Raw genomic sequence first — 14,931 nt, forward strand, 5'->3', positions numbered from 1 at the left:
CAGCGCCGATGGTACTGCCTCCTTGCTGGGGTGGGAGAGTAGGACGCCGCCGTAATTGATGTTGGTTGGGCTCGTTTGGTTGCCTCTTGTGGGGGTGGCTGGGCGAGCCCTTCCGCATTTGTGGGGGAAATCGAGAAAATATCGGAACGGGCCGCTCCGGTTCTTCCTCCGCACAACCAGTACGAAGGAAGAACCAGTAACCGGACGTCAATCGGCCCGGTCAGGCCGAAGGGCTGTCGCGCGGGTTTTCCCGAGAACCTTCGTGCCGTTCAAGGTAGTCCAGATAGACCGGACGCAGCGCCTCGCGCAATTCGTGATCGCCTTCGCGTTCGGCGATCAGTTCGCTGAACAGATTGGATGCCTTCAGCGCACCGGTCTCCCCGGCTTCTTGACGACCGGTGGCGGCCTCCGCAGCCGGAATGCTTTGCACCAGTTCCCAGAGGTAGGTCGCGTCCCATCGCTCACGGGCCAGGGCGACAGCGCGCCGCCGAAGTTCGTCGGTGTCGAGTCGGTCGAGATCTGCACTCATTCCCCTCCCTTACCCGTAGTGCCACGGCGTAACTTCTTCCACGCAGATCCCCGGGCCGGCTCCAGGGCGGGAAAGCCTCCTGCTGAGAGCCCCGGAGGCCCGCAACCGCGGCGGGATAAGGGAAACCGGTCCTCGCCGCACCGTCATTGACGGTGTGCCCCCGGGAGGTTTGGGAACATATAGCGCCATGGCCCTCCAGCGCTCCACGGCGGCGGGTGCCGCCGCTTTCCTGGTGCTGTGCGCGCTCTCCGGATGCGTTTCCGCCCCCCAAGACGATCCCGGTTCATCGCAGACGCAGGCCCCTCCGAGCGGGGCGCCCCCGCAAGGGGGGGATTCCCCGAGCCCTCCGGCCCCCGACCCCGGTCCGGTCGAAGGGGACCCCGACACCCCCATCCCCGCCCCGGACGCCCCGCCCGAGACACCCGGCGACCTGGTGTCCGCGATCCAACGGGCGGTACTGACCAGAGAGACCGTCCGCTACCAGGCGACCGCTTCCCTCGGCGGTATCCGCAGGGCAGAGGCCAGCGGTGGTTACGTCTTCCACGCAAAAGACTCCATCGACTTCACCGCGGACCTCGACATGCGCAGCAGGAGCGGTGACGATTACGCAGCACAGGCCGTTGCGGTGGGTGACAGGTTCTTTCTCAAGCCACCGACCACCGACGGCCTTCCTTCGGGGGCCGAGTGGGTCGGCCGTTCACGTGCGGACTTCGAGGACCCGCCCGAGCCCAGGGCCCTCTACTCCGAGGCCATCCGTGCGATCTCGGGGATCCGGGACTGGAGCATGATCGCCGCCTCCAGCGAGCTTCTTCCCTCCGGTCGGCGCACCGTGAACGGGGTGACCGGCCGTGGCCACCGGGCGACCTTCTCAGTCGTGGACGGCATGAACAACGTGAGCGGTACGGGAGGCGCATGGCGAGTGCTACAGGACCTGTCCGCCCAGGGGGTCCGGCAGATCACCTTCACACTGTGGGTCGATGACGACTATCTGCCCGTTGCGGTGATCGTGCAGATGAAAAGCGAGGACGGTCCGGCTCACGTGGATCTCACCTTCACCGACTGGGGGGACACCCTTGAATTCCCGGTCCCCGACCCGGGGGAAGTATGGAATCGGTCCTGAAACCCACGTTTCACACCCCGCGTTTCCGCCCGTGCACATAACGTGGCATTGAGTGAGCGGGCCGGTACCCGCACGCTCGGCCGAGGGCATAGGCTCGAAGCTCCGCATGACATCCGTTCAGCAAGGGGTGCAAAGACTGGTGACGACGACCAACGGCGCGGCTAAGCAGATCACGCAGCACACCCTGGACAATGGACTCCGGTTGGTGATTGCTCCGGCCGCAACCGGTCAGGTGGCCGCCGTCAACCTCTGGTACGGGGTCGGCTCCAGGCACGAGGTCCCGGGCCGCACCGGGTTCGCGCACCTCTTCGAACACCTGATGTTCCAGGGAAGTGGCAACGTCCCCAAGGGGGACCACTTCGATGCGATCGAGCGACTGGGCGGCGACATCAACGCCTCCACTTCGAGTGACCGCACCAACTACTACGAGACGGTTCCCGAACACGCCCTCGACCTCGCCCTGTGGCTGGAGGCCGACCGTCTCGCCACCCTGCGCGAGGGAATGGGGCAGGAAGTCCTGGACAACCAGCGCGACGTCGTCAAGAACGAGCGTCGCCAGCGCTACGACAACATCCCCTACGGAACTGCCTTCGAGCGCATCCTTTCCCACGCCTACCCGCCGGGGCATCCTTACCATCACCCGACTATCGGTTCCATGGCGGACCTGGACGCTGCCGACCTCGAGTACGTGCTCTCCTTCCACAAGGCGCACTACGGTCCGGACAACCTGGTCCTCACCGTGGTCAGTGCCCTCGACCCCGACGACGTGCACGAGCGGGTCAAGCACTATTTCGGCGGCATCCCTGCGCGCGACGTCATCGCCGAGGCGCCCGACGCCACCCTGGAAGGACCCATCGGCGGGCCCAAGAGCGAGGTCGTCACCGAGAACGTCCCCGCGCCCGCGGTCTTCCTCATCTACCGGGTCCCCGCCTACGGCACGCGCGAGTTCGACATCATGCAGTTGGCCTCCGCCGTACTCGGCCAAGGACAGGGCAGTCGGCTCTACCGCAGGCTCGTCGTCGAGCGCGGCCTCGCCAACGACGACGGTGGTTCGGCAGCCGACCTGGTCAATTTCCGTTACACCCCCGGCCTGTTCTTCGTGAGCATGATCGCCAGGGACGGCGTCACCGGCGACCAGCTGGAGGAGGCCATGCTCGACGAGATCTCGACCCTGGCCGACGGCATCAGCGAGGAGGAGATGGAGCGGGCCCGCGCCGTTCTGGAGCGCGACCACCTCCAGTCGATCTCCACTCCCGGAGGGCTCGCGGACTCCCTCGGCAGCTGCACGCAGCTGTTCGACGACCCCACCCTCGTCTACACCTGGCCGCAACGTTGGGCCGCCATCAGCACCGACGAAGTCGTGGAGTACGCCAAGCGTCTTCTCACTCCGGAGAATCGCCTCTCGGTCCGTTTCGAGGACGAAGAGGCCCCGGACGCCGACGCCTGATCCGTCGCCGCTGTATCAGCCCAACGCGCATCCTGATGTAGAGGAAGATCCGTCTTGAGCAACCTCCAGACCCGCCCAGTGCTCGGTGAGCCCACGCGCTACACCTTCCCCAAGCCCCAGCGCCTTCAGGTCGGGGGCGGCACTGTCGTGGCCATCGATATTCCCGGCCAGCCCTACGCCGCCATCCGGCTCGTCCAGCCGGCCGGTGGCATCAGCGAACCGGCCGATCTCATGGGTGTCGCCGCGCTGACCAACGAAGCCCTTGAGGACGGCATCCACGGCAACAGCTCGCTGGCGCCTTCGCTGGAACGCCACGGCGCGGAGTGGGTGTCCCGGATCGGCTGGGACAGCTTCATCACCGGTGTTGATGCTCCGGCCAACCGCATCGCCGACGCCGTTGGGCTGTTCGCCGAGGCTCTGCGCACTCCCGCTCTGCGTGACGAAGACATCGTCCGTCGCCGTGACCAGCTCATTGAGAGCTTCTGGCTGGAGGCGTCGGTCGCCTCCACCCTGGCCGCGCGTTCCATCGGGGGCCAGCTCTTCACCGGCCGCTACGCCACGCCTCTCAGCGGAGGGCCGGCAGGACTGCACGAACTCACGCCTGAAAACGTGCGCCGGTTCCACGCCGACTCCGTGGCCTCCGTCGCGGGCACCCTCGTTGTGGTCGGTGACCTTTCGGGCGTTGATCTGGAAGCCCTCGGAAGGACCGTGTTCGGTGACGCCCTCGCCACGCCGGCCCGCCACACCGTTGCTCCGGATCCCGCCCCGGGGGACCTGCCGCGTATTCTTCTCCTGGACCGCCCCGGCTCCGTGCAGTCCGCACTGATCCTGGCGCACCGGGCTCCGGCGCGCTCCCAGGTCGACCTGCCCAAGGTCGAAGGGATGAGTGACGTGCTGGGCGGGATGTTCACCTCTCGCCTCAACATGGAACTGCGCGAACGCCTGGGTTACACCTATGGTGTCGGGTGCCGCTTCGATCTGCGTCGCGACAGCGGTGTCTTCGTGATCAGCACCCAGGTCGAGGCGCCCACCACGGCGCATTCGATCACCGCCACGCTAGAGCAGATCGCCAAGTTGAAGGACGAGGGTGCGACCGAGGGCGAGCTCGCCGCGGTGCGCGAGTCCAACACGGTCGGTCTTCCGGTGAGCTATTCCACAGCCGGCCGTCTGGCCGGTGCCCTCGTCGAGTCCGTCGTGCACGATCTGCCCGAGGACCATGTGGACCGGCTGCGTGCAGGGTTCGAGCGGCTCACCGCCGACGATCTCCAGCAGGCCGCCCGCGATTACCTGCACCCGCAGGAGTCCGTCGTCATCGTCGCGGGAGACGCCGAGACCCTTCGGGAGCCGCTCGCCGAGACCGGATTCGGACCGGTTGAGGTTCGCGATCCCGAGACGCTTTGGGCCGTACCTGGTTCCACCACCCCCTGAATGGCAAAATCAGGCAAAGGAGAGGGAAAGCGCGGCATGTGACACAGTCCGCGGGAGATAACGAAACCGAACCTAAGTGACTGTGATGTTCCAACCACCTGCTCTAATGTCTTCAGACGTTGGTATAACGAGTGGTGCGTCTATGCCCCGACGCCACCGCCGCCGCAACCGCCCGCAGGAGGCCAGCATGGCCCGTGAGCTGATCCTGTAAGAGTCGTGTCCTCCATAGAACCCCCAGCAGAGCGGCAGGACTCCCAGCCGCCGGATTCGTCGCGCCCGGTTGTGGTCGACGACGCCCCCGAGGAGCAACGCATCCTCGCGGGGCGATACACCCTGACCGAACCCATCGGGCGCGGCGGGGTCGGTACCGTCTGGCGCGCCACCGACGTCGTCCTCGACCGCGAGGTCGCGGTCAAGGAACTTCGGTTGCCCGATGACCTGACCGAGGCCGAGCGCAGTTCGCTGCTGCGCCGCACCACCCGAGAGGCCCGGGTCGCCGGTCGCCTGACCCATCCCAACGTTGTCACCGTGCTGGACGTCGTCAACGAGGACGGCCGGCCGTGGATCGTGATGGAACTGGTCGTGGCGCGCACACTCGCCGAGATCGTCGACCTCGCCGGGCCTCTTCCCTATCCACGCGTGGCCGAGATCGGTCTGCAACTGATCAGCGCGTTGAAAGCTGCACACGACGAGGGGATCGTCCACCGCGACGTCAAGCCCGAGAACGTCATGATCAGCGATCAGGGCAGGGTCGTCCTGACCGACTTCGGGCTGGCAGCCTGGACCGGTGAGTCGGCGCTGAGCAGTTCGGGCCGAATCATCGGCTCGCCCTCCTACATCCCGCCGGAGCGCGCAAAGGCCGGCCCAGTCGGGCCTTCCTCGGACCTGTGGTCATTGGGTGCGACCCTGTACGCCGCGGTCGAGGGCCACCCGCCCTACAACCGCAAGGGCTACATCGCCATTCTGCGCGGCGACGATCTGGAAGAGCCTGAGCCGGCTGCCAACGCGGGACCGCTCGCCCCGGTGTTGGCCGGCCTGCTGCGGGTCGATCCCGAGGCGCGCCTGACCGCGGACAGTGCCACCGCGATGCTGCGCATCGCTTCACTCGCCCCCTGGGCACCCGAGACCAGCCCGGAGACAGCCGCGAAGTCGGCGGCAGAGACCGAGGCACGCAACGAGTCGGATCAGTCAGCGGCCGAAGCGATACCCGTCGCGCTGAAAGCGGGGGCAGAGGCCCTGCGCAACAACCTGCACGACCAGGTCGCGCATGTCTCCGACGCGCTCCAGCGCCATCGTCCGGAATCGGTGAGTGCCCTGCTCACCTCGATCCGGGAGTCCACCGACACCCTCGGGCTGACCAGTTCGGGCAAGCATCGCAGCAAGAGTGCCGTTCCGGTCATCATCGGTGTGGCAGCGGGGGTAGTGGCGCTGCTCGCAGTCATCCTGTGGGCGCTGGTTCTTCGGTAACGGCAAACGTACGGGTGGGGTGGAGGAAGCCTGCTCCTCCACCCCACCAGGGTCCTTTGTAGGGCCGACGGGACTCGAACCCGCACTGGCACGAACCTAAATCGTGTGTCTCTACCTATTGGACTACGGCCCTCTGTAGCTGGCTGTCCGGTCGTCTTCTCCGGTCGCGGGCGCGACGACAAAACCGTCCGTCTGAAGAGTGGCAGTTGGGGGTGCGCAAACGCAAATTCTCCGGCCCCTGTCGCACGTGCTTCTCCGGATGAGCCGTTCGGCTGCGGACAGGGCAGCCGACATCGAGCGGCGTTCTTCGTACGCTGCCGGCCGGCCGATCACCCACCCGGTGGCCGCCCCCGGGGGGCGGAACAGTCATCTGCGCCCCGCCCCCGGTGGGTCAGATGCCCAGTTCCCGCTTGACCCGATCGACGTGGCCGGTGGCCTTCACGTTGTAGAACGCCTTCTCGACCACGCGGTCCGCACCGATCACGAGGGTGGACCGGATCACACCCTGGACGATCTTGCCGTAGTTCTTCTTTTCACCGAACGCGCCGTAGCCGGTCAGGACGGTCTTCTCCGGGTCGGAGAGAAGAGGGAAGGTCAGCCCTTCCTTCTCGGTGAACGCCGCCAGTTTGGCGGTGGTGTCGGGGGAGATCCCGAGCACGGTCAGGCCGGCAGAGTTGAAGGCGCGGAGGTTGTCGCGGAAGTCGCATGCCTGGCTGGTGCATCCGGGGGTCATGGCCGCGGGGTAGAAGTACAGCACCACACGGTTGTGGCTCCCCAGGACCTCGCTGAGTGTGACGGGTTTGCCGTCGGCGTCGTCGAGGGTGAAGTCGGGCGCTGTGTCGCCGGGCTGGAGGCGGTCGGTGGACTCGCTCAACGCGTGGTCTCCTCATCGGGGTGGGGCCTGGGACTGTCGTGTTCAGCCTATTGCGCGTGGTGGGGCGCTGCTGGGAGGGTCGCAGGGCAGCCAGATGCGGCCTGTCCCGGTTCGGGATGAAGGGCCCGGGTCCGGATTCGGCGGCAGTAACGAAACGCTTCATGCCCAAGACGCGCATGAAGGGCGATCTTCACCTAAGGTTGACCAAGCCCATGCCGCGTCGGCACCGGATCATGGTGAGGGGCGGGTCCCGCAACGACTCGCACCGTCAGGACCGGTAGCACCCGGTACTGGGCCGAAGCACCTTTCCCGCTTCGAGGAGTACGCCAGCAATGTCCAGTTTCACCATGGACGAGGTCAGGAATCGCACCCGCAAGGAGCGCGATTCCTGGTGGACCGTCTGGGCGATCGATCCGATCGCTCTGCGGCTCGTCCGGTTGATCGCCAACCGCACGTCGATCACGCCCAATCAGCTGACGGTCGTGGTGCTGTTGTTGGGTTTGGGAGCGGCCGCATGCTTCGCGGTGGGCTTCTGGCCGTTCCTGATCGCGGGTGCGGTCCTGTACTACGTGTCCTTTCTCGTGGACTGCATGGACGGCAAGCTCGCGCGGTTGACCGACCGGGAGTCGCTGTTCGGGTCGTGGATGGACTACATCTTCGACCGGTTCCGGGTGCTGATGTGCGCGGTGGCGTTGATGGGCGGCCAGTACGTACTGACCGGACGGACGGTGTTCGTCTGGATGGCACTGGTCGTGGTCTTCTGCGACATGCTGCGCTATCTCAACGCCCTCCAGGTCTACAAGATGCGTCGGGAGATGCGCTCCTACCTGGCGGCAGCCCTGGAACGGGCCCGGGCAACGCTGTCGATGCTGGAGCCGGCGCAGCCAGGGGCGCCGCTCAGCGATACCGGCGAGCAGGCAGTGCTCAAGCACGGAATCTCGGTGCTGGAGCAGCTTCTTCGGTCGCAGGCGGAGAAGGAGAACCGCTATGACCGGGACGCGGGCAAACAGCCTGACGTGCAGTTGCCCAAGGTGGATCTGCACCAAGAGTTTCGGCATCGTTTTCCGTGGTATCAGCGGTTCTGGGAGTTCTTGCGGGCCCACCGGATCCGAACGCACCTGGTGAGCGGCATCGAACTCCAGATCGCGGTGTTCGTACTGGCGCCTCTGCTGGCGGTCTTCGCCCCGAGCGCGATTGTCTGGACGACCGTGCTGGCAGGCGTTTTGCTACTCGCGTTCGAGATCCTGATCGTCTATAAACTGTGGTTGTCCACCCGGGATTTCTTCCGGGTGGTCGATGGGATCGAGGGCGCGTTGAGTTTTGCGCGTACGCCTGAGAGACAGGCCGGTGGCGAGACGCCGGCCGCTGATTCATCGCAGGCGACTCTGCGGTAGCGGAAGGAAACGGGCTTTATGGAGGCAACGGGCCCCGAGGAACCCCGGCGCGACCCGGCTGTTGTGCAAGCCGAGATCGAGCGTGCGCAGGTTCGGCTTGCGTGGGCGATCGATGAGCTGACCGACCGCGCCAACCCCAAGAACGTGGCCAAACGTGGGCTGGGCAAGCTGCGCGACACCGGCGAGCTTTTGGTTGAGGAAGCTCGGGCCCTGGTCACCGGCGCGTCGGTGCGGCGTACCGACAGCCACCTGGTAGAGCCCCCGGAGGGCGCGATCCTGCTCAAGGGCGAGGACGAGGTGGTTGCGGACTACGAGTTGCGTCGTGGACCGTCGCCCGCTCTGCTCGTCGGGGTGGGCGTCGGGTTGGCCGTCGCGGTGGGCATCGCCGTGGCGGTGCGGCGTCGGGCTAAGCGCTAGACGAACCAACGAGGAGGGGTTCGGGGTGGTGACCCCGGCCCCTCCTCGTTGCGTCGGAGCCTTAGAGGAAGGTCTTTCCCTCTCCCCGGTAGGTGGGGACGGTGGCCACGACCTCGTCACCGTCGACGAGGTGAAGTTGGTCGAAACGTTCGCAGAGCTCGCCGGCTTTGGCGTGGCGCATCCAGACCCGGTCGCCGATGGCCAGGGCGTCCGCGGGTGCCCCCTTGAGCGGTGTCTGTACTTCCCCGACGCCCTCGGTACTGCTGTAGTCGAGACCGGGCGGCAGGTAGGGCTGGGGGAGTCGCGTGCTGTCGCCCGGGCCGGAGGCGGTGTATCCACCGCCGAGGGCGGTGACCACGCCGGGAGCAGGGCGGCGAACGACGGGCAGTGCGAACAAGGCGGCCGGTCGGCCGGTGAAGGATCGGTAGTGGTCGAAGAGGCGGGGTTGGTAGAGCCCGGAGCCCGCGGCGACCTCGGTCACGGCACGCTCGCGGCTGGTGATGTGCAGGCTCCCGGTGCCGCCACCGTTGACGAAGCGGAGGGGGGCGACCTCGCTGACCGCGCGTACGATCTGGGCCCGCCGCCGGGCGAGTTCGTACTGGGACTGTTGCTGGACCCATTGCAGTACCCGGCCGTAGACGGGGCGTCCCGGGGGTGCGTCACCGATTCCGGCGATCTGTGCCTCGTAGGCCATGATGCCGTCGAGGTGCAGGCCCGGGCGCCGGCTGATCAGGCGTGCGAGAGCAACGGCCTGGCCGGGGGTGCGGAGAGGGGAGCGGTGTGCGCCGATGCGGTTGCGCTGCCCGAGTGGTTGCCAGCTGGTGTCGATATCGATGCACACCCTGATGGGGGTTGCAGGGGCGGGTGCGGCAGCGGTGATGACGTCCAGATGGTCGGAACTGTCGACAACGACGGTGATCTTTGCGGCGGCCTCGGGGTCGGCCCCCAGGGCGGTGATGGCGTGGGCGTCGACGGTCGGGTAGGCGACGAGGATGTCGTGGCCGTCCAGCGTCTCGTCGGCGGCCAGCCATAGTGCTTCGGGGAGGGTGTAGGCCATGATCCCGGAATAACCCGGGGTGGCCAGGGTCGTGCGCAGAAGGTGGCGGCACCGGACGGATTTGCTGGCGACCCGGATGGGCATGCCGCCGGCGCGACGGGTGAGGTCTGCGGCGTTGGCGCGCATAGCCGCCAGGTCGACGATGGCGAAGGGGGCTTCCAGGTGTGCGGTCGCTACTTCGTAGCGGTCACGAACACTACTCATAGTGTGAGCATGTCACACGTTTGTGAAACTTTTTCATGTTGGATGGTGGAATCTCTGCCGGCGGTTACCGGACTCCCCCCGGCCGCCAAAGCGGCCTGGGTAGGCTGGTGGTCCTGCTCATCGGCTGCTTCCCAGCCGGTGTCCCGCCTCTGAGAAGGTCCTTTTGACAGACATGAGCGAGCGCGAATTCGTCCTGACCCTGTCGTGCCCCGACAGCCGTGGAATCGTTGCGGCGGTGGCCAACCTGTTGGCCGCTCACAGCGGCAACATCGACGAGAGTCAGCAGTGCGGCGACCACTACACGGGACGCTTCTTCATGCGGGTGCAGTTCAGCGTCGACGACGCGGGAGTGAGCGAGGACGCGCTTCGGGGGGCGTTCGCGGGACTCGCCGCGGAGTTCTCGATGGATTGGAACCTGTGGCGGCGTGACGTTCGCCCCAGGGTGCTGGTGATGGTCTCCCGGTTCGGTCACTGTCTCAACCACCTGCTCTACCGTCAGCGCAGCGGCCTGCTGGGGATCGACATCGCGGGTGTGGTGTCCAACCACCGCGATCTGGAGTTCTTGGCCGACTCCTACGGCCTTCCCTTCCACCACCTTCCGGTGACGTCGCAGAACAAACCGGCGCAGGAGGCCCGGTTGCTCGAGCTGGTCGAGGATGCAGAGGTGGACCTGGTGGTACTGGCCCGCTATATGCAGGTGCTCTCGGAGGACCTCTGCCAGAAGATGTCCGGACGCGTCATCAACATCCACCACTCCTTCCTGCCGAGCTTCAAGGGAGCCCGCCCCTATCACCAGGCGCACGCGCGTGGCGTGAAGCTCATCGGGGCGACCGCCCACTATGTGACGGCGGATCTGGACGAGGGGCCCATCATCGAGCAGGAGGTGGCCCGTGTCGACCACGCCGCCACCCCCGAGCAGCTGACCGCGATGGGGCAGGACCTGGAGTCGGTGGCGTTGGCACGGGCCGTCGGTTGGCACGCCGAGCACCGGATCCTCATCAACGGAGAGAAGACGGTGGTGTTCCGGTAGGCCCGGCGTGGGCCCGCTTCGAGCGGGGTCAGACGATGTCGGCGATGTCGATGTCCACACGGGCGATGACCCAGCCGAGTTGGTTGCGCGCAGCCGACAGCACCGACCGGCGCAGGACCTCGGCCGCTTCGGGGATGGGGGTCCCGGTATCGGCGCGAACGGTGAGGCGCACGGAGTATCCCTCGGTCTCGGCTTCGCCGATCTGGCAGCGCCCCACCCGGAGCCCGGGGGTCCGGTCAGCGGCCATGCGCAGGATCTTCGCGGCGACGGACTCGCGTACCTGGGTGTGGCCGTTGTCCGGAAGAGACCGGGTCGAGGGGACGTCCAGGACGCGCGTCGAGCGCCCCTCCCGCCGAACCGTGTTCATCACGTTGTCGAGGAGTTGGGGAGGGGCCGTGACGCGTTCCTCCCTGAGTTCGTCGCGGGCCGAGTCGAGGGTGGGGTCGGGCTCGGTGTGCTCTACCGCCATGGTTTCAGCGCCTCCACGAGATGGGTGCGGGCACGGTGGATGCGCCCGCGTACGGCAGTCGGTGTGGCGTCGACGATCGCTGCTATCTCCTCATAACTCATTCCTTCCAGCTCGCGCAGTGTCCAACACACTCGTTGGGGCGGGGGGAGGTTTTCCAGGGCCTTGGCCAGGGCGCTGCGCAGATCGGTCGCCACCGAGTGGTGCTCGGGGCCAATCGAGGGGTCGGGCAGCTCCGCACCATCCTCCCCGATCGGCGACGTCGGGCGTCGTGACCGGATCGAGTTCAGGGCGCGCCGGCTGACGATCCGGTAGAGCCACCCTGAGAAGGTCGCCGGATTGTCCAGTTCGGGCAGTTGTCGCCAGGCGGCGATGAACGCTTCCTGCGCGGCGTCGGCGGCGTCACCCTCGTTGCCGGTGACGCGCAGGGCGATCCGGTAGACGGGATTCTGGTAGCGCCGGACGAGCAGTTCGAAGGCGCTGGTGTCGCCGTCCTGGGCGTGTTCGACCAGGACGGAATCCGCAATGTCCTCTTCTGTGAGCATTTGGCGGCCTGCCACATCCTTCGGACGTACAATGATTGACTACTTTATGCATTTGATCAAATACATTGGGTAATGACGTGCTGGGCGGACCCCTCGTGTTGGTCGTTGATTTAAGTGACCCAGGTCACAATACTTCGACCGTGAGGATGGGGCGCTGAACCGTGTCTTCCATATGTAACGGCAGGAACCGCTATCGAAGACCTCGACAGAAGCGGACTCCGCCAAAGCGATAGGCCATTTGCCCCTAGGGCAGATGTCGAAACATAGGAGAGAACCCCATGGGCCAGCTGGGAAACCGCTTCGAAGACGTCGCCGGCAAGGCCAAGGAGACCACTGGGAAGGCCACCGGAAATCGTGGGCTTGAGCGCGAAGGCAAAGCCGACCAGGTCAAAGCCCAGGCCAAAGAAGCAGTGGACGGTGCCAAGGACAAGCTCGGCGAGGCCGCGGACAAGGTCAAGGACGCTTTCAAGCGCTAAAACGCCCGCACACTCCAGCCTCGGTGTCTATCCGCCGAGACAATCCATCTGTTCGAGTTGAGGAGACCCTTCGATGACCGAGACGCAGACGAAGACGGAGAACAGCAAGGTGCCCACCGCCCGTGACACCAGCAGGAATTCCCGCGAACTGGTGACCTCCAACGGTCGGACCTCCATCGCCGACAACGTCGTCGCCAAGATCGCCGGCATGGCGGCCCGCGAGGTCGGTGGCGTCTACCGCATGGGTGGCGGTGCGGCCCGTGCCTTCGGCGCGATGCGTGACCGGATTCCCGGCGCCAGCAGCAACAGCACTGCTTCGCGCGGAGTGGCCGTCGAGGTCGGCGAGCGTCAGGCGGCCGTGGACATCGACCTCGTCGTGGAGTACGGGGTGGCAATCCCCGACCTCGCCTCGGCGGTGCGCCGCAACGTCATCAATGGCGTCGAGCGCATGACCGGCCTGGAGGTCACCGAGGTCAACATCACCATCGACGACATCCACCTCCCGGACGAGGACGACCAGGAAGAGGACACCGGCCGCCCGATCGAGCCGCGGGTGCAGTGACATGCCGGCCAACGCCGAAGCCCGGGAACACGTGAGTTCACGAATCGCCCTACGGGTGCGGGCGCTTCCCGACGTGGTCGAGCTGTCCTCGGGCTCGTTCGGAACGTTGGCCACCCCGTTGCCCGGGGGAACGGTGGACGGGGTGGCCGTACGCGACGACATTGTCGAGGTCGGTGTGGTCGTCCGCTACGGGCGCCCGTTGCCGGAGGTCGCCGCCGACGTCCAGGCGGCAGTAGTACCCCTGGCAGAGGGGCGCGCGGTACACGTGTCCGTCGAGGACGTGATCGCAGGGCTGCCGGAGACACGCGAGGAGAGGTGAAAGGTGCGGGACCAGCGCAGGGAATTCCGGGAGTGGGTCAAACGCAACCATCCCGACCTGGGCGGTGACCCCCATGCTTTTGCCGCAGGCCTCGCGGGTCGACGCGGTAACGCAGGCCCGGTGTCCCGGCCGTCGTCAGGGGCCGGCCGGGACGCCGTCGGAGTGCATCGGACGCCACGCGGGCCATTCGGTTGGATCGCCGAGAGCCTTCGGCGCAGACGCAGGCGGCGAGCCATGGCACGCCGCCTCAAATAACGCCGCGCTCATCAACTGATCAGGAGGAATCACCATGTGGCCGATTGTGGGACTGGCATTCGGATCCGTATTGGGACTGGCGGGAGCCTTCGGAGGTTTCGGAGCGTTCGCGCTGGTACTGGTACTCGGGCTTGTCGGGTTCCTGGCAGGCCGCGCGTTCCAGGGCGAGATCGACCTCGCCGAGCTGTTCACACGGCGCAACTGACCGGGAGCGCCGATGAGTACAACGATGAACACGGCACCGCCGGTCGCGGTCCCACGGGCGCGTATCGCCGAGGAACGCGGACGCACGGTGATCCCTGATGCGGTCGTCGCCAAGATCGCGGGACGTGTGGCCGACGAGGTCGAAGGAACACGCGGTATGCACCGCGGCCTCGGTTCCCTCCTCGGAGGTAGTCCCAGGCCCGCAAAAGCACAGGTGAAGATAGCAGGAACGTCTGTGACGGTGCGGTTGAGCATTGCGGTGACCTATCCCCATCCCGTTCGACAGACCACGCGTGACGTGCGCGAAAGGGTGAGCAGACGGGTCCTGGAGCTGACTGGGCTGACCGTCCGGCACGTGGACATCGAGGTCTCGGAACTGGTCCGCGACGCCCGAACGGCTTAGTCGCAGACATCTTCGAGGGCGAGAAAGGAAGCGCACCGGTGACTTTCCCCCTGAGTGAACGACTGGCGCGGCCGCTCATGGCAAGGACCGGCAGCGACCAGGGAACGGAATTGGAAAAGGACATGACGACGGTAGAAGAGGCGTTGAGCCGCCCGGACCCGGTTGTCGCCAGGCGGGCCGACCGCGTGGCTGTCCACACCTTCCGGCCATACCGCTCCTGGCCGGCTTTCATTGCCGGAGCGGTGATCATGGGGGTGGCGGGACTGGCCGCGGTCGAGGTCATCTCCGCGCTCGCGGGCAGTCCGTTGAGTCTGCTCCCGGTTGACCGGGCCACAGGTTATGCCGGAAGCGCGCGATGGGCCGATCCGACGGTCAAGATCGCCTCGGGAGTGCTGGCGTTGATCGGCCTGGTATTGATCTCGCTCGCGTTGGTGCCCGGCCGTGGCCACTGGCTGGCGTTGCGCACCGAGGATCCCGCTTTTGTGGTCGGACTGTCCAAAGGGGCGCTGCGCAGAGCTTTGGCCGCGGCTGCGTGCGAGGTGGACGGGGTGCGCTCCGCCCATGTGACGCTTGGCCGCCGCCGGGTAGCCGTGCGCGCTCATACCGAGCTGCGCCGATCCGATGAATTGCCCGGCCTGGTTCGTGAGGCCGTGCGCCGCAGGCTGGGCGACCTGGCTCCAGTCCGTGAACTCAATGTTCGGGCGAGCGTCCGATACGCGAAGGCGTGATCGATC

Annotated in this window: 18 protein-coding genes and 1 tRNA gene; 13 read left to right on the forward strand and 6 right to left on the reverse strand. The window is 66.5% G+C overall.

Annotation, left to right across the window (positions count from 1 at the left end; genetic code table 11):
• Positions 1-220: 220 nt before the first annotated feature.
• Entirely contained in the window at positions 221-529 is a 309-nt protein-coding gene (locus QSJ59_RS09695) for a hypothetical protein (protein ID WP_285758811.1), read from the reverse strand.
• A gap of 187 nt (positions 530-716) precedes the next feature.
• Here QSJ59_RS09695 and QSJ59_RS09700 point away from each other — a divergent pair, with 187 nt between their 5' ends.
• From QSJ59_RS09700 to QSJ59_RS09715, 4 genes are all read left to right on the forward strand, one after another.
• Positions 717-1,649, forward strand: coding sequence for a hypothetical protein (locus QSJ59_RS09700; protein ID WP_285758813.1), 933 nt, complete (start codon positions 717-719; stop codon positions 1,647-1,649).
• A gap of 106 nt (positions 1,650-1,755) precedes the next feature.
• Positions 1,756-3,096, forward strand: coding sequence for a M16 family metallopeptidase (locus QSJ59_RS09705; protein ID WP_285758814.1), 1,341 nt, complete (start codon positions 1,756-1,758; stop codon positions 3,094-3,096).
• A 54-nt stretch (positions 3,097-3,150) separates the two neighbouring features.
• Positions 3,151-4,524, forward strand: coding sequence for a M16 family metallopeptidase (locus QSJ59_RS09710; RefSeq protein ID WP_285758816.1), 1,374 nt, complete (start codon positions 3,151-3,153; stop codon positions 4,522-4,524).
• Positions 4,525-4,806: 282 nt separating this feature from the next.
• Positions 4,807-5,991 (forward strand): serine/threonine-protein kinase, encoded by a 1,185-nt coding sequence (locus QSJ59_RS09715; RefSeq protein WP_432707471.1) that lies wholly within the window; start codon positions 4,807-4,809, stop codon positions 5,989-5,991.
• Between the two features lie 59 nt (positions 5,992-6,050).
• Here QSJ59_RS09715 and QSJ59_RS09720 read toward each other — a convergent pair.
• Together QSJ59_RS09720 and bcp are read right to left on the reverse strand one after the other, a co-directional pair.
• Positions 6,051-6,124 (reverse strand) — tRNA-Leu (locus tag QSJ59_RS09720).
• Between the two features lie 258 nt (positions 6,125-6,382).
• The gene (gene bcp, locus QSJ59_RS09725; RefSeq protein WP_285758819.1) at positions 6,383-6,865 is read right to left on the reverse strand and encodes a thioredoxin-dependent thiol peroxidase; all 483 of its coding nucleotides are present in this window, start codon (positions 6,863-6,865) and stop codon (positions 6,383-6,385) included.
• A 332-nt stretch (positions 6,866-7,197) separates the two neighbouring features.
• On the opposite strand from bcp, the gene QSJ59_RS09730 reads away from it, so the two are divergent.
• Together QSJ59_RS09730 and QSJ59_RS09735 are read left to right on the forward strand one after the other, a co-directional pair.
• Positions 7,198-8,259: a CDP-alcohol phosphatidyltransferase family protein gene (locus QSJ59_RS09730; RefSeq protein WP_285758820.1), complete on the forward strand. Its 1,062-nt coding sequence runs from the start codon at positions 7,198-7,200 to the stop codon at positions 8,257-8,259.
• An 18-nt stretch (positions 8,260-8,277) separates the two neighbouring features.
• Entirely contained in the window at positions 8,278-8,676 is a 399-nt protein-coding gene (locus tag QSJ59_RS09735) for a DUF3618 domain-containing protein (RefSeq protein WP_285758822.1), read from the forward strand.
• Between the two features lie 61 nt (positions 8,677-8,737).
• Here the strand turns inward: QSJ59_RS09735 and QSJ59_RS09740 are convergent, their stop codons facing one another.
• Positions 8,738-9,937, reverse strand: coding sequence for an amino acid deaminase/aldolase (locus QSJ59_RS09740; protein WP_285758824.1), 1,200 nt, complete (start codon positions 9,935-9,937; stop codon positions 8,738-8,740).
• Between the two features lie 172 nt (positions 9,938-10,109).
• Here QSJ59_RS09740 and purU point away from each other — a divergent pair, with 172 nt between their 5' ends.
• Positions 10,110-10,967, forward strand: a complete 858-nt coding sequence (purU, locus tag QSJ59_RS09745; protein ID WP_285758826.1) for a formyltetrahydrofolate deformylase — start codon at positions 10,110-10,112, stop codon at positions 10,965-10,967.
• Between the two features lie 28 nt (positions 10,968-10,995).
• Here purU and QSJ59_RS09750 read toward each other — a convergent pair whose 3' ends face one another.
• The gene (locus tag QSJ59_RS09750) at positions 10,996-11,436 is read right to left on the reverse strand and encodes an Asp23/Gls24 family envelope stress response protein (protein WP_285758827.1); all 441 of its coding nucleotides are present in this window, start codon (positions 11,434-11,436) and stop codon (positions 10,996-10,998) included.
• Positions 11,427-11,978, reverse strand: coding sequence for an RNA polymerase sigma factor (locus tag QSJ59_RS09755; RefSeq protein ID WP_285758828.1), 552 nt, complete (start codon positions 11,976-11,978; stop codon positions 11,427-11,429). Before QSJ59_RS09755 ends, QSJ59_RS09750 begins: the two co-directional genes overlap by 10 nt.
• Positions 11,979-12,256: 278 nt before the next feature.
• Between QSJ59_RS09755 and QSJ59_RS09760 the strand changes: the two genes are divergently transcribed.
• From QSJ59_RS09760 to QSJ59_RS09785, 6 genes are all read left to right on the forward strand, one after another.
• Positions 12,257-12,454: a CsbD family protein gene (locus QSJ59_RS09760; protein ID WP_285758829.1), complete on the forward strand. Its 198-nt coding sequence runs from the start codon at positions 12,257-12,259 to the stop codon at positions 12,452-12,454.
• Positions 12,455-12,527: 73 nt separating this feature from the next.
• On the forward strand, positions 12,528-13,016 hold the full coding sequence (locus tag QSJ59_RS09765) for an Asp23/Gls24 family envelope stress response protein (protein WP_285758831.1): 489 nt from the start codon (positions 12,528-12,530) through the stop codon (positions 13,014-13,016).
• Between the two features lies 1 nt (position 13,017).
• A complete protein-coding gene (locus QSJ59_RS09770; RefSeq protein WP_432707459.1) occupies positions 13,018-13,335 on the forward strand; it encodes a hypothetical protein in 318 nt (105 codons plus the stop codon).
• A gap of 289 nt (positions 13,336-13,624) precedes the next feature.
• Positions 13,625-13,795, forward strand: a complete 171-nt coding sequence (locus QSJ59_RS09775) for a hypothetical protein (protein ID WP_285758833.1) — start codon at positions 13,625-13,627, stop codon at positions 13,793-13,795.
• A 12-nt stretch (positions 13,796-13,807) separates the two neighbouring features.
• On the forward strand, positions 13,808-14,197 hold the full coding sequence (locus tag QSJ59_RS09780; RefSeq protein ID WP_285758835.1) for an Asp23/Gls24 family envelope stress response protein: 390 nt from the start codon (positions 13,808-13,810) through the stop codon (positions 14,195-14,197).
• Positions 14,198-14,319: 122 nt separating this feature from the next.
• The gene (locus QSJ59_RS09785; protein WP_285759547.1) at positions 14,320-14,925 is read left to right on the forward strand and encodes a DUF6286 domain-containing protein; all 606 of its coding nucleotides are present in this window, start codon (positions 14,320-14,322) and stop codon (positions 14,923-14,925) included.
• The last annotated feature ends 6 nt before the right edge of the window (positions 14,926-14,931 follow it).

The sequence above is a fragment of the Nocardiopsis ansamitocini genome, assembly GCF_030268225.1.
GTDB lineage: Bacteria > Actinomycetota > Actinomycetes > Streptosporangiales > Streptosporangiaceae > Nocardiopsis_D > Nocardiopsis_D ansamitocini.